A 20,885-nucleotide genomic window follows, 5' to 3' on the forward strand; every position below is an offset into this window, starting at 1 on the left:
GGTTTTACATGATGAAAATCTATCGTACATTGCTTTTTATACCGGGCATTAAAAAGCAATGGTTCGCAAATATCACTTCCTCTCAGGCAGATGCCGTTATATTAGACATTGAGGACAGTGTGGCGGTTGAATTAAAAACTTTAGCAAGACAATACGTTTCGGAAGCTATAAGTGAACTTTCTTCAAAGGGGGTTCATGTCTTTGTTCGCATAAATGTGGGTCCAGAAGGTTTTAATCTGGAGGATATTAAAGCAATCGTGAAGGTCGGCCTTCAAGGGATTGTTATTCCTAAGGTTGATGGCCCTGATGACATTGATCGGCTATCTTCTTTAGTTAAAGAAAATGAAGAGCGGCAGGGATTACCTGCAGGCAGCATTCGTTTTCTGCCTATCCTGGAAACAGCAAAATCAATGCAGTTGGCTTATGAGATTGCCTCTTGTAAGAGGGTAATGGGAATTGCGGGTCTTAGTGCAAAAAATGGGGATGTCGCAAGGGCACTTGGTTATCAATGGACAGCAGAGGGATTAGAAACATTATTTATGCGTTCGAAGGTGGTCATGGCAGCTCGTGCAGCCGGAGTTATGCCAATAGGCGGACTATGGCAAGACGTTCATAATCTTGAAGGATTACGAAAAAGCAGTAAGTTTAATCGGCAGCTTGGGTTTGATGGTGAACTTGTACTTCATCCATCTAATGTGCCAATTGTAAATGAAATCTATTCTCTTTCCGATGATGAAATCGCCTATTATCGTGAGATGGTGGAGGTTTTTGAAAGGGCAGAGAAACAAGGGAAAACAGCCATTATGTATAAGGGAGAACATATTGATTATGCCCATGTAAAGACAGCGAAGGAAGTATTGTCTCATATAAAATAAACCTTTCTGAACATGATTGCTGATAAATTCTTATGTAAAAGGAGGATATCAATGGCTGGGGGAAAATATTTTGAAGAGTTCAAGATTGGTGATGTTTTTCAGCATCGTCCTGGTAGAACCGTGACGGAGACAGATAATTTATTGTTTACAACCTTGACGCATAATACACAATCTCTTCATTTGGATGAAGAATATTCAAAAGAAACAATGTATGGTGGAAGAATTGTAAATAGTCTCTTCACCTTATCATTTATTGTAGGGGTAAGTGTGGGGGACATGACGGAGGGAACTACATTAGGCAACCTTGGCTTTGAGGAAACTGTATTTCCTGCTCCTGTTCGAATCGGGGATACCCTGCGTGCAGAAACTGAAATCGTCGGAAAGCGAGAATCTAATTCCCGTCCGAATACGGGAATTGTCTGGTTTGAACATCGTGCTTATAACCAGCGTGGTGAATTGGTTGCAAAGTCGAAGCGTGTTGGACTAATCAAGAAGAAATCAGCTGAAACGCTGGATTCCACGACTTAAGTTACATCTAGTTCAGGGAGAGTCTTGATCCCTTATTGCATAAATTTATTGAAAGGGTGATTTGGTATGAATGGGCCATTGGAAGGCATTCGAGTGCTTGATTTGACATCCGTTGTAATGGGACCTTATTGTACATTGATGTTGGGAGATATGGGTGCTGATGTTATTAAGATAGAGAATCCCTCCGGAGATACGACACGTTATCTGGGTCCATCGAAAAATAAAGGAATGGGCAGCCTTTTTCTTCATTTAAATAGAAATAAGCGCAGCCTTGCATTAGATCTAAAAAGTGAAGAAGGTCGTAAAATACTTCTTGATCTAGTGGAGGAAGCGGATATTTTAGTTCATACTTTGCGTCCACAATCCATGGAAAGGCTGGGCCTATTATATGAAGATATAAAAAAGAGAAATAAAAAAATTATTTATTGCAGCATGTATGGATTTAGTAAGGAAGGGCCGTACGGTGATAAACCGGCGTATGATGATATTATCCAGGCTCAATCAGGAATTGCAGCAGCACAGGGGGAAATTACTGGGGAGCCCCAATATTTAGCAACTGTTTTGGCAGATAAAACAACTGGTCTAGTCGGGCTTAGTTCCATTTTAGCTGCATTATATCATAGAGAGCGAAGTGGGGAAGGTCAAGAAATTGAAGTCCCTATGTTTGAGACAATGGTAGCTTATACCATGATAGAGCATATGTATGGTAAAACTTTCTCGCCAACGGAGGGATCTGCTTATTATTCACGAGTAGTTTCTCCATATCGGAAACCATACAAAACAAAAAATGGTTATATTGGAGTCATGATATACAATGATAAACATTGGCAATCATTTTTTAATCTATTAGGACGAAGCGATTTACAGCGGGATGAACGCTTTACGGATATAACGGCACGCACAAAACATATCGATTTTGTTTATAAAACAATTGAAGACATCATGATTACCAAAGTCACTGAAGAGTGGTTAGAGCTTCTGCAAAAAGGCGATATTCCTTGTACAAAGGTAAATACACCGGAAGACCTTTTTGTGGATCCCCACTTAAATAGTATAGGATTTTTCCGAAATGTCAGCCACCCAACTGAAGGCCAAATCCAAGACATAAAATTTCCAGTCAACTTTGAGAAAACACCTGTTACTACTCGAAGATACGCTCCGACACTTGGACAGCATAATGAAGAGATATTGAATGATGTTTGGGCGAAAGGGAATTATTCTAAATAGAGAGGATGAGGGAAACTAACCCGCTTCCTCTAACGCCTGTTCTTTGCTCCGTTCATTTTCGACAATTATTTTAATGTAAATCAATCAGAAATCAGTACAGTAAAGGAAATTACCATACTTCAAATAAACATATGTTTGACTGACAAAAATTGCAGACTTATAGCGTTATAATCCTATATGGATAGGATTATATCATTTTAATTTAAACGTTTGTTTAGATAAGGGGCCAAAAATTATGTGGAGTTATGTCTAAAATTGTCCCCAAGGGGGCCCCGCTCTTTTTTCAAAAACAAAAGTGAGGAATAAAAAAATTCCTCACCAAGCTATCAATCTATTTCCCTATTTATTTCATACTGCTGGAAGGGGCAGAAATGGTGACACCGGTGGTTTCTTCGAAGTTATACAGGCTGGCAGGTAAATCTGTAAATCGTTCCAGTTCGTTGTAAGCGGGAATTCCGTGGTAGGACATGTCCAGGCCGTTTTCTTCGTCATGTTCATCTGCTCTCAGGCCGACTGTCTTTTCACATATTTTGGCGATAAGGGTACCACTGGAAAATCCCCAAATCATGACGACTGCTGCTCCTAATAGCTGGATTTTAATAAGGGAGAGATCGCCTGTAGTTAATAAACCATGGGTTTGATCAAATAGACCAACCGCTATTGTTCCGAAAACACCGTTGCAGCCGTGGACCGCCACTGCTCCGACAGGGTCGTCTACTTTGATATTGTCGACTAAAAGGGTGGCATAAATCACGATGATGCCGCTGACCATGCCAATGATAATGGCGCTCCATTGAGAAACATACGCACAGCCGGCTGTAATCGCAACAAGGCCTGATAAGACGCCATTGATGGTCATGCTTGGGTCCGCTTTTCCGAATTTCCTCATGGTCAAAAATAGGGCAGCCGCCCCGCCGCTTGCCCCTGAAAGCATGGTATTAAGGGCAATTGATGCTAAGGCATTGTTGGATGCGTCCAATGTACTGCCGGTATTAAAAGCAAACCAGCCAAACCATAAAACAAAGGTGCCGGCTGAGGCAAGAGGGATATTACTTGGGGCAAATACATTGGTGCTGCCGTCAGAATTAAATCTTCCTTTTCTCGCTCCTAGAATCCTAGCCATCGCTAGTGCTGCAAAGCCTCCGACTGCATGAATGGCAGCAGAGCCTGCAAAATCTTTCATTCCCAGCTTTGCCAGCCAGCCGTCACTGCTCCAAATCCAATGGCCTGAAAGGGGATAAATTACCATGCAAACAAGTGCGACTGTTACGATGTAGGCATTAAAATTCATCCGCTCCGCTACTGCCCCTGAAACAATGGAGACACAAGCGACCGTAAACCCTATTTGGAATAGAACAAAAGCGGCGCTTGGCAATGGAATAGATAGAGCGATACTTTGAGGATGGGCGAATAAATTGGTACCAATGATTCCAAAAATATCTTTTCCGTACATCACTCCAAAACCAATCAGCCAAAAAGCTAAAGCACCTACTGTCAAATCGACGAAAATTTTCATTGTGACATTCACTGCGTTTTTCGTCCGAACCAATCCTGCTTCCAATAAACTAAATCCGCCTTCCATAAACAAGACCATGGCGGCCGCGATTACAACCCAAACAGCGTTTATATGTTCCAGCGACATCTCTCTTAACCTCCTATTTTGCTAAATCGTCAATATCAACATCAACTTCACCTGTCTTAATGTTATAGGCATCAAGAATTGGATAAACAAAAACTTTCCCGTCCCCATCTTCACCTGTCTGAGCAGCTGTAATAATGGTCTGAATGGCAGGATCCACTTTATAATCAGAAAGAACAATCTCCATTTTTACCTTTGGATGGAGAGTAATGTTATATTTCTTACCGCGGTAAACGCCTCTGGTATTTTTCTGTTTCCCACGGCCGACAACCTGGGATACAGTATATCCGGTGATTCCAATACTTTTTAATCCCTTGATTGTTTCTGTCAGCCTTTCTGGTCTGATAATCGCTTCGATTTTTTTCATTTTTATTCACCATCTTTTTATGATGTTAGTTTATCTCACATAAATATGTTATTAAATATATCATGAAAAACCCAGATGTCAATAGTGTTGAAAATGAATTCAGTTAATTCCAAATATTACATGGCGTTTTTCTGAAAAATAATGAAGGTTGAATGATTTATACCTATTTGAACAATATCATCAGAGGAAGTCGTGAGTGGATTTATTTGTGGAATAAGTTAAGAGTATATAAAAAATTGGTTACCCCCATTTCAAATTGGGAGTAACCTAACAGGGGGTGGACTTATTTTATTCCGACTTGAACATTTCTTCGTCTGGCTAAACAAACGCGACGGTTGGAAATGAATGGTGATACTTCCAGAAGGCGCGAATAAATCCGTTTTATTTATCAGAAGACAGAGTTTAACCTCCTGTTTTTCCTTAGTTGCTTTGTATCAAAGATTATTTTTCGTGTCCATCCTATTCAAGACGGTAATCCCCTAAAATTATAAAAAAGGTAAGCAACTACCTAAAAGATGTGGATTACCCTTTTTTATCAGATGTTACTTTTTACTAATAATTTTTCAATATCCCATGCTATATCTTCCGGTTTTGTGGTCGGTGAGAATCGTTTTATGACATTACCATTTTGATCAATTAAAAACTTTGTAAAGTTCCATCTGATTTTTGATCCTTCTAATAGGTCTGGCATCTTATCCCGTAAAAAATGGCAGAGTGATCCCTCTTTATCCAAATCTGAATCTTCTGGGGCCTGTTCCCGCAGGTATTGGTATAATGGATGTACATTTTTCCCATTGACGTCGATTTTTTGGAAGATAGGAAATGTCACATTATACTTCAATGAGCAAAAGCTGCTAATCTCCTCATTACTTCCTGGCTCTTGTCCTCCAAATTGGTTACATGGAAAACCTAAGACCGTAAATCCATTTTCTTTATACGTTTCATATAATTTTTCGAGTCCTTCATATTGAGGTGTAAATCCACATTTACTAGCTGTATTCACAATCAGCATTACTTTTCCTTTATAGATATCCAGGCTAATTTCTTCTCCATTTGATAGCTTTGCTTGAAATGAGTATACTGACAAAACTTTCCCCTCCTTCATGAATCTATTTTATTTTGCTTGATGTAAAAAGTACCACCAATAATTTTGTTGTTCTTACAATGTGCTTTATGTGAACACAATATAAGTTGTGTAATCAAATTTGAGGCTAGTTAAAACAAAGGAACGTTTAACATAAGTATGACCAAACTCGTATTCCAATCGAGAGTATAGCGGGCAAATATCCCGATGCGGAAATGACACACTAAAGAGGTGAACAAGGATAAATCCTGCTTTTCAACTAAGACTATAATAAATATTCAATGAACTAATCAAGCATCGATATAAAAAGAATGCTAATTGCATTAACTTAAATGATCGTTTTTCTTTAAGGATGTAAAAAGAAAATATCATCGTAAATAGTTGGTAAAGGAAAACCCTATATATATCTAAGTATCCCAATCAAAAACTTTATTAGAAGTACCTAAATCTCAAAATTGTCTCAATCATAAACACTTCTTTAATATCCAGAAAAAGTTTTAATTAAAATTAAATTGAAATGCGCCATTAACTATCCAGAAACATCCGATTGAGCCTGTCAATAGTCTTTCATTTTAATCATTAACAGGCTGGAGCCTATTCAGCAGTAACGTCAATAACAAATTTACCAACGAGTGTTTTAGATAAGAAAGCTTTTTGAGCTTCTACCATATCTTTTAGTGGAAATTCCTTTGCTATTACTGGTTTGATTTTCCCTTCTTCGATATAGCTAATAAGATTTAGAAAGGCTTCTTTTGTTTGATATGTGCTTCCAAATAGACTCAAATCTTTCAAATAAAGATCACGGACATCCAGCTCTACAAGAGGCCCACCAATTGCCCCAACAACTCCGTATTTTCCACCTTTTTTCAAGACTTGCAAAAGTTCTGGCCACCTGCCTCCAGCAGCCACATCTAAAACTACATCCACTTTCATTTTTCCAATCTTTTTAACATAGCTATCTCCTCTGAAGATAATTTCATCAGCACCATAGCTTTTAACTAATTCTGCTTTATCATGACCACAAACAGCAATAACCTTGGCACCTCTTACTTTTACTAATTGTACAAGTGCAGAACCAACTCCACCTGATGCTCCAGTTACTAAAACTACATCATCCTTTTCGACCCCTGCTCTACAAATAAGGTTTTCAGCAGTTCCATATGAGCAAGGAAATGTTGCCAGCTCATTATCAGATAAATTTGAACGGATTACAAAGGCTTCTTCTGAAAGTACGGTTGCATATTCGGCAAAAGTACCATCACATTCTGAACCAAAAGTAATACATTCTATCCCATTTTTACTTGATACACGTTCTTGAACCGAACGTATTAATACTCTTTCACCTAGTCTGTCTTGACTAACACCGCCTCCAACGGCGACAATCGTACCACAACCATCAGCGCCTTGAATTCTGGGGAATTCCATAGCTTGCCCAAGCCATGAACCATCGTCTTTAACGTCTTCATTAAATCCTGTTGCCCCGCCTGTATTGGTTTCTAATTTTACACTTTTTGAATACCATCCTATACGTGTGTTCACATCCGTATTGTTTACAGCTGCTGCACCAATTTTCACCAATACTTCTCCTGCTTTGGGTGTTGGAACGTCAATATCTGTGCGATACTCTAATTTTTCAAATCCGCCATTACCTGTTAAATATACGCCCCGCATTTTTTTGGGTATTAGGTTCACAATGATTCTCCTTTAAAAAATTTTTACGTGAATTTACTTTATTTCTATTTGTAATTTTTGAATAAACCACGATACAGGGTTCATCTTTGACCGGTTTTTAAGGTTTACAGACGTCCAGCGGTTTTAGTAAGAGAATCTTTAGTTATAGAGCTTGGAAGAAGAACATCCGAAACCTCCATTTCCAGGCTTCAAGAAGTAAGTGGTATGTTATGAGAAAAGAATTTACCAGAGTCACTTGTTAGAAAAACATAAAATAAAAGGTGAATGTTTCCATGTATTATAGAGAACGAAAGTAGATTTTTTACCTTGATAGACGAAAAAAGATAAGGTTATTCCAATTGAAAATTGGAATAACCTAACGAGTCTTGATACATAACCCAAATTAATATGTTTACTCAGAACACTTTTAAAGATTTTTATTTTACCTTATTCCGCCTTTGACATTTCCTGTTTAGTATGGCCAATATTATTGATAACACTGGATCGAAACTCATGTGCAGAATGGGCCTTTTCTTTTGTAACTGCTTTCAAAATAGAGTAACACATGATGACCATTAAAATATAAAACGGAAAAGCAATGGCAATCGAAACGGTTTGGACGGCTGATACACCGCCGCTGATTAAGAGGACGATAGCCGATCCGGAAATAAATAATCCCCAGACCATTTTTAACTTGTTCGACGGGTTTAGTGTTCCGTTGCCGCTGTACATTCCTAAAACATATGTTGCTGAATCGGCGGAGGTAATAAAGAAACTAGAAATCAACAGGATAGCAATAAAGCTTAACACTGAACTGAAAGGGAAATTCCCTAAAAATGAAAATAATGCGATTGTCGTATCATTATTGATGGCTTCTGCTAGAGCAGTCTGTTTCAAATCATGAACGAAATGAAGAGCAGAGCCTCCTAGAACAGAGAACCACATAAAGTTAATCAATGTAGGAATGATTAGTACACCAATGAGAAATTCCCTAATTGTTCTACCTTTTGAAATCCGGGCAATAAATGTCCCAACAAAAGGTGCCCATGTGCTCCACCATGCCCAATAAAATATGGTCCATGCTACAATCCATGTATCCGTAGAGAAAGTTTGCAATCTTAAGCTCATTGGGATAATATCTCGTAAATATTCTCCAGTGGCATTAGTGAAGATTCTCATGATTTGGGAAGAAGGGCCAAGAATAAAAATTAAAATCATGAGGGAAAAGGCGATAATCATATTTAAGTTTGATAATATTTTTACACCACGATTTAATCCAGAGTATGCAGACACCATAAAGAGAACGGTTACAATAGAGAGTAATATAATCTGGAAGGTTAAAGTATTGGGAACGCCCCATACTGTATTTAAACCTCCTGCCAGCTGTAATGTCGTAACACCTAGAACGGTTGAAACCCCGATTGCCGTCATAAAGGTAGAATAGATATCAATACTTTTCCCAAGCGGGCCGTAAATTCTGTCTTTTAATACCGGATAAAAAATAGAACTTATGAGTCCAGGGAGGTTTTTTCTAAATTGAAAGTATGCAAGTCCTAAAGCAACTACTGCGTAAATGGCCCAGGCATTGAATCCCCAATGAAAAAAGACAAATTTCATGGATGTATCAGCTGCTTCTGCTGTACCTCCTTTACCCATTGGAGGGGTTATATAATGCATCACAGGCTCTGCCACTCCCCAAAAAACCAAACCACATCCCATGGCTGCACTAAACAACATGGCTAACCATGACTTTGTACTATACTCTGGCTTATCGGTATCCTTGCCTAACTTAATATTTCCATATTTAGAAAACATTAAATAGACACATAGAACGAGAAATAAGAATGCGGCTATAAGATAGAACCAGCCGAAATCTTCAGATGTCACTTTTAAGATGGCTGAAAAAACGTTGTTCAACCCATCAGTAAAAAAGATCCCTAATAAGATAAAGGCTAAAGTTAGAGTCATAGAGGCAACAGCAATAATATTGTTTTTATTAATCAAATGACACTCTCCTCCAATATGGTTATTTTAAAAATCAATGCGTACCTCTAGTGAATTCCAGTATTTTACTCCGTTATCCCCGCCTTTCCTCGTTATTTGGTACTACCTAAGAGTCAAACATAGATGACTGAAAGAATTTACAATGTAAAAAGTAAGAAATAGTGACCATGATTTTATTATTATCATGGTCAAAACACTATTATGACAGTGATTATATTATAAATCCAAAATCTATACAACTGATTTTTTTGAAAATATAAATAATTTAGATAACAAAATATAGAGATAAAGCTCTTAAAACAGCATGATAAAAGCACCATTTTTCAGGTGAAAAAATATTTGAAAAATTTAGATTGTTAAGTAAAAAGTTCTGTGCTAAGATAACACTATAAAAATCATGATAATAAAAAAATCATGATTTCCAATCTTGCTAATACATTTTTAAGGGGGCAAAATAATTGGAAATTCAAACGACGGCAAAGAAGTATTCAAATTATATTAATGGGGAATGGACCTCTCCATTAAGTGAACAGGTTTATGCAAGTGTGAATCCAGCAAACAAAAATGAAATTGTCGGTTATGTTCCCACTTCTTCTGAAAAGGAACTAAATGAAGCCGTTTCTGCTGCAAAAGCGGCCAGCCGCGGATGGAGAAAACTGGCTGGATCTGTAAGAGGGGATTACCTATTCAAAGCGGCAGCTATTTTAGAGCAGAGAGCAGTTGAAATTGCGGAAACAATGACGCGTGAGATGGGAAAAACCTTTCCTGAAGCAAAAGGAGAAACCATGCGCGGGGTTAATATTCTCCGTTATTATGCAGGCGAAGGGATGAGGAAAATCGGCGATAATATACCATCATCTGATAGTGAAGCCCTGATGTTTACAACTCGTTCTCCATTAGGAGTGGTAGGGGTTATTACACCTTGGAACTTTCCAGTTGCCATTCCAATTTGGAAAATGGCACCTGCTCTGATCTATGGAAATACGGTGGTTTTAAAGCCGGCATTTGAAACTTCTGTAACCGCTGTCAAAATCATTGAATGTTTTCATGAGGCTGGATTTCCTGCAGGAGTCGTGAATGTGGTAACCGGTCCGGGGAGTGTCATCGGCCAAGGACTCATTGATCATCCAGATGTAAATGGAATTACATTCACCGGTTCAGAAACCATAGGAAAGCGGGTCGGACAGGGTGCTTTTGCTCGCGGGGCTAAATATCAATTAGAAATGGGCGGCAAAAATCCAGTCATTGTTGCATCCGATGCTGACTTGGATCAAGCAGTGGAAGCAACCATAAGCGGAGGATTAAGGTCGACTGGACAAAAATGTACCGCGACTAGCAGAGTTATCGTTCAACGAGAGGTGTACGAGGAATTCAAGGGAAAATTACTAGCGAAAGTGAAGGAAATAAAAGTAGCGAATGGGATGGAAAGTGACTCTTGGATGGGGCCTTGCGCCAGTGAAAGTCAATTAAATACGGTGTTATCTTATATCCAAAAAGGGATTGATGAAGGGGCAGTACTTCTCTATGGAGGGAAAAGAATAGAAGAAGGGGAACTTCAACAAGGTTTCTATGTCCAGCCTACCGTTTTTGAAAACGTAAAACCGGATATGACGATTGCGCAGGAGGAAATTTTTGGTCCGGTGTTAGCTCTTATCCAGGTTGACACATTAGAGGAAGCTTTGGAAGTAGCGAATGATGTGAAATATGGACTTAGTGCTTCTATTTTTACTAAAAATATCGGGAACATGCTCTCATTTATTCAAGATATGGATGCGGGTCTTGTCCGCATTAATGCAGAAAGTGCAGGCGTAGAGCTTCAGGCGCCATTCGGCGGGATGAAGCAATCTAGTTCCCATTCACGGGAACAGGGTCAAGCAGCGATTGAATTCTTCACATCTATTAAAACGGTATTTGTGAAACCATAAAGAAAGGACATTGAAAAATGGTGAGCGGGCGCTATAGTCCCCGCTGTGTCCGCCATTTTCCTTTGTGGGGATTTGTCAATGCCGAGGGTTTTCATTGGCAGTATATGCTTGCTTACAGCTGCAGGTATGTGGGGAGGAATGTATGTCGTTGGCAAGTATGCTCTTGAGTATATTTCTCCTTTTGTCCTTCTATGGCTGCGGTATCTAATTGCTTTTGTGATCTTATGTATCTGCTGGTTTCAAAAGAGGGAGCCAATTAATCGGAAGGATTTTCCTTTGATTGCTTGGCTGGGGTTGATGGGATATTGTGTTTCAAATGGCGGCGCTTTTGTCGGCACCTATTTATCAACGGCACATATGGGTGTATTGATTTCATCAGCTTCCCCGGCCTTCACCTTGGTATTTGCCTGCTTTTTCATTAAGGAAAAATTGACATGGAAAAAACTAATCGCTGTTGTAACGTCCATGTATGGCTTGTTTCTTATCATCGGTTATGAAGAAAACAGCCGGGGGCACTTAATAGGAAATGTGATTTTATTAGCAGGAGCAGCATCTTGGGCGCTATATAGTGTAAATGTTAAAAGCATCGGGGCGAGATATTCCTCTCTTACCCTTACAACCTTTGCCACCGGTGCTGCCTTGATTTTAATCACTCCTGCCATGCTCATAGATGTGGAACCAAAGGATTTTATGAATATACAAAAGCCCTCCATTCTAATGGGCATACTCTATCTTTCTATTATTGCTACGGCAGCTGCCTTTTTCTTGTGGAATAAAGGTATGGAAATGATGGAGGCCGGCATTGGTTCCATGTTTTACTTTTTTGCTCCTGTTATTGGGGGACTGCTTAGCTGGATCTTTTTAAAAGAAACGATCTCGCAAAGTTTTATGGTTGGAGGACTCCTCATTTTCATGGGTATGTTCGTCCTAATTTCCAAAAAGCCGCAGGTTTGGTTAAAAGTAAAATCTAAAAGTAAGAGTATAGACTATTAATCTGTTTTTTTTTCACTATTTTATGACCATGTTCATTATATGAGTTTGATTTTAATAAACATTTTTAAAAGAGGTGAGAGTTTTGGAAACGGTTTTAAAAGAAAATGAAGTAAATCAAAAAGTTGAAAAGGGATTAATCGATTGCGATGTCCATCCATACCTAGCTGATTTTAATGAGCTTATACCTTATTTGGAAGAAGGTATCCAAAAGCATATGAACATTGGCCGGTTTGAAAAAAGCATGCTGTCCAATATGAATGCTGGCGCTTTTACTTTTCCAAAAGCGAGGTATGCAAATCCGAACCATGTTCTTCGTTTAGATGCCATCACACCAGAGGGAGGGGTTCCTGGATCTGATCCTGTTTTTACCGCTCAGGATTTGCTGGATAAGCATCAACATACGTATGGAATTTTGAATATCGGACATGGAACAATGGCCGGTTACCATAATGTAGAGATTGCTGCAGGCTATACGTCAGGCTCTAACGATTGGCTTTATGATCGGTGGGTTCTGAGTGACCCTCGTTTTAAGATGACCATGTCCGTTACTCCTGTTGCACCGGATTTAGCGATTGAGGAGATTAAACGGATTGGCCATAAACCAGGGATTGTTGGAATCAATTTGCAGTGCATTAATATCCCGTTAGGAAAACGGCATTTCTGGCCGCTGTATGAAATAGCTCAGGAGTACAATCTTCCTATCGTTCTCCATCCGGATTGTGAGGGAACGGCAGAGTATGCACCACCTAATGCAGTTGGGCCGGCATCCACTTATGCAGAATGGCATACTTCACTGTCATTGATTGCCCAAAGGCAAATTGCGAGTCTGGTTTGTGAAGGTGTTTTTGAGAAGTTTCCTAATTTGAAATTCAATTTTATTGAGTATGGGTTTTCTTGGCTTCCATCCTTAATGTGGAGACTGGATAAAAACTGGAAGGCGCTCCGAAGCGAAATGCCGTGGGTGAAGAAATTGCCAAGTGAGTATATTAGAAGCAATGTCCGCTTGGGTACACAGCCAATCGAAGAATCATTTCATCCGAAAGATATTGTTCAGTTAATCCAAATGGTAAAAGCCGAAGACATGCTGTTGTTTGCGAGCGATTATCCGCATTGGGATGGTGACGAGCGTGATAGTGCCTTCTTACACTTCCCGGATGATCTAAAACAGAAAATTTTTTATGACAATGCTAAAAATTCATACAGACTTTAATAATGGAGAGGGGGAAATAAAATGGAAACAATGCAGGCAAGCAATTCAGTAAGCGTAGTAGTATGTGCGGCAGAGAATCTGCAGCCAGGTCAGCGCAAAATTGCAGTTGTAGACGGGGTAGAAATTGCGATATTGAATGTCGATGGGGAACTTTATGCTTTCAGGAACCGCTGTCCACACCAAGGAGTGGAGATGATTTATGGCACAGTAAGCGGAACAATGCTCCCATCTGACCCTGGTGAGTACATTTATGGATGTGACAATCAGATTGTCAGTTGCCCACTGCATGGCTGGGAATTCGATATGAAAACAGGAAAATCTCTATTCAGCTCTAAAGTGTCAGTCGGAAACTATGAAATTCAAGAAATAGACGGCTCGATTGTCTTAAAGGTTAAGAGAGAGCCAAAAAGTGTCAGCCTAAAAAACTTCCGTTGCTCACATTAATTTTTTAGGCTGAACTTACATCACTATTACTATATCATTCTTTAATCCAAAACTTCAAGGAGGAGAAACTATAATGACAAATGCGGTAAAAGACTTGGTGACATTACTGAAAGCAGGGGACATTCAATTCGAAGAACTTGGTATTGAGGCTGAAGTCCAGGAAATTGCCATGGCGGTAAATCCGATATCGAAAACAATGGGCGGCGGCATCTGCAAAATTAAGGAATGCAGCTTCGACTGGCAATTAAAATACGATGAAATTATCTTTGTTCAGTCTGGCAGCATGTATATTGGCCACAATGGAAAGAAAATTGAAGCAGAAGCAGGAGATATTTTCTATATGCAAGAGGGGGCTGTAATTACTTACGGCACCGATGCTGAAGCAGAATTCTTCTTTTCTACCTATCCTGTTGACTGGAAGATTGTAAAGAAAGATGTTGTGTATGAAGATACGGGGAAAGATCTTGTCACATTAATTAAACGGTCGGGTATCGAGTTCAGCCCGCTGGGAATTGAAGGCGAGATTCAGGAGATAGCACCTGTGCTGAACTCAATTTCAGCAAATATGGGCGGCGGTATCTGCCGCATGAAAGAGTGTCATTTTGATTGGCAAATCAAGTACGATGAAATGATTTATGTATCAAAGGGAAGTATGTACATTGCCCATAATGGTGAAAAGATTGAAGCCAAGCAGGGAGATATTTATTTTATGAAAGACGGCGCAGAAATCACTTATGGAACAGATGAGGAAGTGGAGTTTTATTTTACTCTATATCCTGTGAACTGGCGCCAATTGAAAAACTAGATTCCAAGATTTGCTCGCCTGCTCATTCAGCCTGTTTGGCTGAATGGGTTGACGGCAATTTAAAGCGAGGTGAAATGGGGAAATGGAAACGAATATTATATGTTATCTTCCATTGAAAAACGGGGTTATGTTTACGGAAGAAGCATGGGGATTAGTGGAACAAGCTAAAACTATTTATCCAAATACGTCTAAAATGACAGCTATTGTCGTTCATTCAGGTATCCCTGTTATAGAGCTTGAGCAATTGCCTTTTGATGAGGTTTATCATGTTCATGTACCAATCGAACAATGGAAAGTATCGGACTATCATTTTCAAGCGTTTCGAAGGATTTGTGCCATTATTCAGCATCAAAAAGAAATATTCCTATTTTCGTCTCATCCTCTTTATCATGATGTCGCCGTGCGTGCGTCCACCCGTTTGGGGATGCCGATGATCACGAATGCTCTGAAGGTTATCGAAATGGAAAATCAACCTTCTTCATTACTGGTAAAACGGGAAATTTATCAAGGGAAAGCAAATGAATTTGTATCTTTCGCACCAACCAAACAGCAATACTTAACTTTTGAAAGATCCATCCTGTACGGCAGACCGCAATATGGGACGCCAAGTATTGTACAGGAGATTGATATAGAAAAATATGAACCAAGTCCAATCCAATTTATTTCTGAATCTGAAATAGATTGGAAGGAACTGAAACTCACCGAAGCTAAGGTAGTAATCGGTATTGGCAGAGGGGTGCAAGACAAGAACGAGTTTGATTCGATTGTAAAATTAGCAGAAATCGTCAATGCGCCAATCGGAGGAAGCAAAGTTGCGGACGAATTAGGACTGATTCCAAGAGAAAAACGGATTGGAGCAAGCGGCACTTCCATTGAAGCAGATATCTATATTGCGATTGGGATTTCGGGTTCTTCTCAGCATCTGGAGGGAATAAAAGCGGTCAAACATGTGATTGCGATTAATAACGATCCATCGGCTGCTATTTTTCAGCGATGTGATATTGGGATTGTTGGTAATTATCAACAAGTTGTACCTAGACTAGTTGATGCTCTTCAAGCAGAAAGGCAGAGTGAAACATATGTTGAACATTTGCATATTGGTTAAGCCAATCATGGATCCTGCGTCCATCAAATGGGATTACCAGAGCCAGGAATTTTCCTATATAAGCAACACTTTTAATTCAGCCGATACCCAGGCATTGCAATGGGCATGTGATTATAAGGAAAAAAACGGTGCGAAGATTACGATTATTACGGCCCATGATTCTGAATTCACCATCGAGGAGAAACGGCTGCTAAAATATAACATTGATCAATGGATTGTACTCAAACAGCCCGAACTCAAAAATAATCCGGGTGAAACAGCTCAAATTATTGCGAAAGAGCTAAGCGGGCACTCTTTTGATGTTATTTTAACGGGGTCTGTCAGTGAGGATAAAAATTCAGGCATGACACCTGCAATGGTGGCTGAACTATTATTTATTCCAGCTTTAACCAACATCCATCACATAGATGTAAAAGAGGAAGGGCTTTGGGAAGTAAAGCGGAGCGAAGACAGAGGGACTGTCCAAACCTATGAGGTAAAGCTGCCGATTTTAATTGGAGTAACCAACACTCTGGGGAGAAAACGATATATTCCTCGTTACAGACGCCCGCCTAAAATTAAAAAGGAAATCCGGATTCTTGAAAAAGCTAATGAACAGTTAAACGTACAAGTGATGAAGATGACGGAACCAAGGCCCAATATTCGCTATTTTGATATTCCGAAAGATAGTCTCTCAGCGGAGGAGAGGCTGCTTGCGATTATGGGCCTTTCTCAAGATAAAAAAGAACAGTCAGGAAAGAAAGTAGCTTCTGAAGTTAATGACAAGACGATCCATTTTATCTCTCAGAAATTACAGAAATGGCTGCAGGAGGGTTAGGCAATGGAGACAGTTCAACGTGATACCTTTTGGATGATTTCTTCCAATTATAAGCTGATGATGTACATCTTCGCAGGTATTGCCATTCTTGTGTTTCTCTACGGCTTTTACCGCCGGTTTCGCTTATGGAGAAGAGGGGTAAGGGAAAAAGTCAGATGGAATGATGTCAAAACCAATCTTTCTTATTTTTATCAAACAGCTATAGCCCAACGGAAGGTAAAGAAAGATAAGCTATTTGGATTTATGCACCGCTTTACAAGTTATGGATTTGTGATCTTGTTCATCGGTACAGTTTTGGTAGCTATTGATTATGATTTTAAAATTCCGTTACTAAGAGGGAATTTTTATCTTATTTATGAGCTGGTGTTAGATGTATTTGGCGTTTTGTTTCTAATTGGATTAGCACTGGCTATGGTAATACGAGCCAGAAAGATTCGTCCTAGATTAAGAGATGGGATGGCGGACCAGGCGTTCCTTCTGCTCTTACTTCTTATTGGAATGGGCGGATATATAATAGAAGGAATTCGAATTTCAGAAATGGAAATCAGCCATGCCGTTTGGTCGCCAGTTGGATACGGACTTTCTGTATTATTTCAAGGGCATGCCATCTTTAGCGGGGCATCATATCCTATCTGGTGGTTAAGCCACGCTGTATTAGCTTTTATTCTTGTTGCCATTATTCCTTATACGAAATTATTTCACTTTTTAACAGCTCCCCTCAACATCCTTTTCCATCCAGTGAAACGGACGGGAAATGTTGAGGCACCTTACAACCTGGAGGAAATGACAGAAGAAGAGCGATATGATTCGTTGAAAATACAAGGCGTAAATAAGATATCCGATTTTACTAACTGGCAATTGCTTAGCACTGATGCTTGTACTGAATGCGGCCGCTGTGACAGCCAATGCCCTGCAAACAATAGCGGTAAGCCGTTAGCGCCCCGCAATATTGTAACGAAGATCCGCGATAATATGCATCATGATGAAGAGGTACTTTCGTTTATTTCGGCAGAGGAACTTCAATCATGTACAACCTGTGGCGCGTGTGTTGAGGCCTGTCCAGTGTCCATTAATCATATCGATCTTATTTTATCGATGAGGCGCGGTTTGATTCAAAACCAGGTAATCGAGCAGGAAGCAGAAAACATGCTTGTGAGATTAGAAGAGCAGAATAATATTTTTGGCAAGCCATGGTCTGACCGGGAAGACTGGAGTAAAGGACTGAATATTCCTGTCTTAAGTGATTCAAAGAAGGTTTCAGACAATCAAAAGAAAGAAGGGGCTTAAACAATGGAAGTTTTATTTTGGGTAGGATGCGCTGCTTCGTACGATAAAAGGCTGCAGTCTATAGCTCGGGCATTTTCAGAGATTATGGAAAAAGCAAGTGTGGATTACGCTATTCTAGGAAACAAGGAAAAATGCACCGGCGATATTGCTCGGCGTATGGGAGATGAAAATTTATTTCAGGAATTAGCTCAAGCTAATATTAAAACCTTGAAGGAACATGAAGTTAAATCAATCGTGACAACTTGTCCTCACTGCTTCAATATGTTTAAAAATGAATACCCCGCATTTGGAGGGGATTTTGAGGTAACACATTATACCACATTTATTTATAATCTCATCCGGGAAGGACGTTTAAAGATTCCCGAGAAGCAGAAACGGGAAATTGTTACGTACCATGACCCTTGTTATTTAGGGCGGCAAAATGGAATCTTTGATGCACCAAGGGATATTTTGGAAATGCTTGGATACGAAATTGTCGAAATGGAAAACAGTAAAGAAAAATCTTTCTGCTGTGGTGCCGGCGGCGGTGCAATGTTTGAAACGAAACAACGTGGTGAAAAAATTAATACCATCCGCGGTGAAGAAGCACTTAATACAGGTGCATGCACAACCATGACTTCCTGTCCTTTTTGCTTATTGATGATGGAAGAGTCCATTGGATCATTGAACCAGACGCGCGGAACCAATATGGCTTCAAGGGATATTGCGGAAGTAGTTAATGCCTTAACGGTAAAGCAGTAAGAAGGGAGGAATAAACATGGCTGAATTTAACCATTTATTTACACCAAAGAAAATAGGAGCACTATGGATTAAAAACAGGATTCTAAGTACTGGTCATATGACTTCCTATGTGAGGGACGGGATTCCAACTGACCGTTTGATTGCCTATCACAAAGAAAGGGCAAAAGGAGGGGCTGGGCTGATCATAGTGGAAGCAAACGCGGTTCATCCTACTGCATTTTTTACAGCAGATACGATTTGTGCTTTTAAGGACGAAGTCATCCCTTATTATAAGAAATTAGCGGAAGCTGTTCACCCATATGGCACGAAGATGTTTGTCCAGCTTTTTCATCCGGGAAGAGAGGTTTTTCCATCAGGTACCTCTGTTGCGGTGGCTCCTTCGGCTGTCCCTGCTGATCGTTTCCGTATTATACCAAAGGCGCTTGAAATAGAGGAAATCAGGGATATTATAAAGGGTTATGCGGATACGGCTGCAAGGGTAAAAACTGGAGGACTTGACGGTGTAGAAATTGTTGCATCACATGGGTATTTACCTAGTCAATTTTGGTCTCCAAGGTTGAATTTAAGAAATGATATTTATGGCGGACAGAACATTGAAAATCGGCTGCGTTTTCTAAAGGAAATTGTGGAAAACGTTCGTGAAAGAGTGGGATCTGAATTTGTTGTCGGTCTAAGACTTAGTGTGGATGACCTTGAAGATGAAGGGGCCGAATATGGAGAAATACAGGAAATCTTACAATACATTGATAAGCAAATGGGAGGATTGGACTATTTTAATTTAACCGGCGGAAGTTCTGCGACATATGCAAGCTCGGCATTTATTGTCCCTCCAGCGCCCGTTCCCCCGGCGCATTTTGCCTCCCATGCAGCAAAAATTCGGGAACAGGTATCTGTACCGATTTTTGTAGCAGGACGTATTAATGATCCTGTTATTGCTGAAAATGTGCTGGCAAATGGCCAAACAGATATGGTCGGAATGACCCGTGCGATGATTTGCGATCCCCATATGCCAAATAAAGCTTTACGCGGTGATCTGGAACGCATTAGGGTATGTATCGGCTGCGATCAGGCCTGTATCGGGCATATGCAAATGGACATTCCCATCAGCTGCCTGCAGAATCCTGTTACTGGTAGGGAACTTCAGTTTGCTGAAATGCCGATGGCAGAGAAGATTAAAAACATAGCCATCATAGGAGGCGGCCCAGCCGGGATGAAGTCTGCCGTCATTGCAGCAGAACGAGGCCATAGGGTGACATTGTTTGAACAGAGCGATGAATTAGGCGGACAGGTGAAAATGGCTCGGAAGGTTCCTGGAAGAGAAGAGTTTGGAGAATTGGTTTCGAATCTAAAACGGGAATTGGATTATTATCGTGTAGACGTAAGGCTGAATACAACGGTCACAAAGGAATTGATTTTAGAAATGAACCCGGATGAGGTCATCATTGCGACTGGTGGCAAGCCATATATTCCACACGTAGAAGGAATCGACCTTCCACATGTCGTGACGGCTTGGGATATTTTGACTAGACGAAAAGAGCCTGGAAAAAAAGTAGTGGTGGCGGATTGGAAAGGGGATATGACAGGTGTAGGCGTTGCTCTCTATTTAAAAGAGCTTGGCTGTGATGTGGAATTGGTTACATCTTGTTATCAAGTCGGCCACTCTATTCAAGAAAAGGTGCGCACTTTTACTTTAACCCAATTATTCTTGAAAGAAATTGAGATGACTTCCCAATATAAACTTTCGAAGGCCGGTCCAAATTCTGTGACTTTCTCTAATATTTATACCGGACAAGAGCTGAAAAGAGAGAATGTGGATACCCTTGTTCTGGCATATGGTCTTCTTCAGGAAAACGACCTTTTCCATGAGCTGAAAGAACATGTTCCGCATATCTATCGAATTGGTGACAGCCTCATACCTCGTACGGTGGAAGAAGCCGTTCTGGAAGGATTTGAGTTAGCTGCCAGTCTTTAAGATTTTGTGGGACTTATTCATTAAGGGGGGATAGAGTCTGCATACCACCAAGGTTCTAAACTCGAAGGATTTTATCATCACGATTAATGGTCGGAAGGGTACTCTTGAGGATGTTTTTCCGGCTTTTCATAAAAATGACCGTCTTGGGATTGTGGTTAGACGGCCTTGTGGTGGGGTTGGGGCAAGTGGAC

General features: G+C 40.1%; 18 protein-coding genes. 13 read left to right on the plus strand and 5 right to left on the minus strand.

Going from position 1 to position 20,885, the window contains the following annotated elements:
- Positions 1-8: 8 nt before the first annotated feature.
- The 3 genes from M3183_RS13070 to M3183_RS13080 all read left to right on the plus strand — a co-directional run bounded on the left by M3183_RS13070 (position 9) and on the right by M3183_RS13080 (position 2,630).
- Positions 9-875 (plus strand): HpcH/HpaI aldolase/citrate lyase family protein, encoded by an 867-nt coding sequence (locus M3183_RS13070; RefSeq protein WP_251470360.1) that lies wholly within the window; start codon positions 9-11, stop codon positions 873-875.
- A 51-nt stretch (positions 876-926) separates the two neighbouring features.
- Positions 927-1,403: a MaoC family dehydratase gene (locus tag M3183_RS13075; protein ID WP_251470363.1), complete on the plus strand. Its 477-nt coding sequence runs from the start codon at positions 927-929 to the stop codon at positions 1,401-1,403.
- Between the two features lie 66 nt (positions 1,404-1,469).
- Positions 1,470-2,630 (plus strand): CaiB/BaiF CoA transferase family protein, encoded by a 1,161-nt coding sequence (locus M3183_RS13080; protein ID WP_251470365.1) that lies wholly within the window; start codon positions 1,470-1,472, stop codon positions 2,628-2,630.
- A 343-nt stretch (positions 2,631-2,973) separates the two neighbouring features.
- On the opposite strand, the gene M3183_RS13085 is transcribed toward M3183_RS13080, so the two are convergent.
- The 5 genes from M3183_RS13085 to M3183_RS13105 all read right to left on the minus strand — a co-directional run bounded on the left by M3183_RS13085 (position 2,974) and on the right by M3183_RS13105 (position 9,395).
- The gene (locus tag M3183_RS13085; protein WP_251470367.1) at positions 2,974-4,272 is read right to left on the minus strand and encodes an ammonium transporter; all 1,299 of its coding nucleotides are present in this window, start codon (positions 4,270-4,272) and stop codon (positions 2,974-2,976) included.
- A 13-nt stretch (positions 4,273-4,285) separates the two neighbouring features.
- Positions 4,286-4,636 carry a P-II family nitrogen regulator gene (locus M3183_RS13090; RefSeq protein WP_251470369.1) on the minus strand — a complete coding sequence of 117 codons (351 nt, stop codon included), beginning with the start codon at positions 4,634-4,636 and terminating at the stop codon, positions 4,286-4,288.
- 535 nt (positions 4,637-5,171) lie between these two features.
- The gene (locus M3183_RS13095; RefSeq protein ID WP_251470371.1) at positions 5,172-5,723 is read right to left on the minus strand and encodes a glutathione peroxidase; all 552 of its coding nucleotides are present in this window, start codon (positions 5,721-5,723) and stop codon (positions 5,172-5,174) included.
- A gap of 591 nt (positions 5,724-6,314) precedes the next feature.
- Positions 6,315-7,412: an alcohol dehydrogenase family protein gene (locus M3183_RS13100; RefSeq protein ID WP_251470373.1), complete on the minus strand. Its 1,098-nt coding sequence runs from the start codon at positions 7,410-7,412 to the stop codon at positions 6,315-6,317.
- A gap of 426 nt (positions 7,413-7,838) precedes the next feature.
- The gene (locus M3183_RS13105) at positions 7,839-9,395 is read right to left on the minus strand and encodes a glycine betaine uptake BCCT transporter (protein WP_251470376.1); all 1,557 of its coding nucleotides are present in this window, start codon (positions 9,393-9,395) and stop codon (positions 7,839-7,841) included.
- A 458-nt stretch (positions 9,396-9,853) separates the two neighbouring features.
- On the opposite strand from M3183_RS13105, the gene gucD reads away from it, so the two are divergent.
- The 10 genes from gucD (at position 9,854) to M3183_RS13155 (ending at position 20,694) form a co-directional block, all read left to right on the plus strand.
- Positions 9,854-11,320: an alpha-ketoglutaric semialdehyde dehydrogenase GucD gene (gene gucD / locus M3183_RS13110; protein WP_251470379.1), complete on the plus strand. Its 1,467-nt coding sequence runs from the start codon at positions 9,854-9,856 to the stop codon at positions 11,318-11,320.
- Between the two features lie 78 nt (positions 11,321-11,398).
- Positions 11,399-12,313 (plus strand): DMT family transporter, encoded by a 915-nt coding sequence (locus M3183_RS13115; RefSeq protein ID WP_251470381.1) that lies wholly within the window; start codon positions 11,399-11,401, stop codon positions 12,311-12,313.
- A gap of 82 nt (positions 12,314-12,395) precedes the next feature.
- The gene (locus M3183_RS13120) at positions 12,396-13,523 is read left to right on the plus strand and encodes an amidohydrolase family protein (RefSeq protein WP_251470383.1); all 1,128 of its coding nucleotides are present in this window, start codon (positions 12,396-12,398) and stop codon (positions 13,521-13,523) included.
- Between the two features lie 21 nt (positions 13,524-13,544).
- Positions 13,545-13,967: a Rieske (2Fe-2S) protein gene (locus M3183_RS13125; protein ID WP_251470385.1), complete on the plus strand. Its 423-nt coding sequence runs from the start codon at positions 13,545-13,547 to the stop codon at positions 13,965-13,967.
- 73 nt (positions 13,968-14,040) lie between these two features.
- Positions 14,041-14,772: a cupin domain-containing protein gene (locus tag M3183_RS13130; RefSeq protein WP_251470387.1), complete on the plus strand. Its 732-nt coding sequence runs from the start codon at positions 14,041-14,043 to the stop codon at positions 14,770-14,772.
- 82 nt (positions 14,773-14,854) lie between these two features.
- Positions 14,855-15,877, plus strand: coding sequence for an electron transfer flavoprotein subunit alpha/FixB family protein (locus tag M3183_RS13135; protein WP_251470389.1), 1,023 nt, complete (start codon positions 14,855-14,857; stop codon positions 15,875-15,877).
- Positions 15,852-16,694 carry a hypothetical protein gene (locus M3183_RS13140; RefSeq protein ID WP_251470391.1) on the plus strand — a complete coding sequence of 281 codons (843 nt, stop codon included), beginning with the start codon at positions 15,852-15,854 and terminating at the stop codon, positions 16,692-16,694. Before M3183_RS13135 ends, M3183_RS13140 begins: the two co-directional genes overlap by 26 nt.
- A 3-nt stretch (positions 16,695-16,697) precedes the next feature.
- On the plus strand, positions 16,698-17,981 hold the full coding sequence (locus M3183_RS13145; protein ID WP_251470393.1) for a 4Fe-4S dicluster domain-containing protein: 1,284 nt from the start codon (positions 16,698-16,700) through the stop codon (positions 17,979-17,981).
- A 3-nt stretch (positions 17,982-17,984) separates the two neighbouring features.
- Complete coding sequence (locus M3183_RS13150; RefSeq protein ID WP_251470396.1) at positions 17,985-18,722, plus strand: (Fe-S)-binding protein; 738 nt, start codon at positions 17,985-17,987, stop codon at positions 18,720-18,722.
- Between the two features lie 16 nt (positions 18,723-18,738).
- A complete protein-coding gene (locus tag M3183_RS13155; protein WP_251470399.1) occupies positions 18,739-20,694 on the plus strand; it encodes an oxidoreductase in 1,956 nt (651 codons plus the stop codon).
- The last annotated feature ends 191 nt before the right edge of the window (positions 20,695-20,885 follow it).

It is taken from the genome of Neobacillus mesonae, assembly GCF_023715155.1.
In the GTDB taxonomy this organism is placed as follows: Bacteria; Bacillota; Bacilli; order Bacillales; family Cytobacillaceae; genus Neobacillus; species Neobacillus mesonae_A.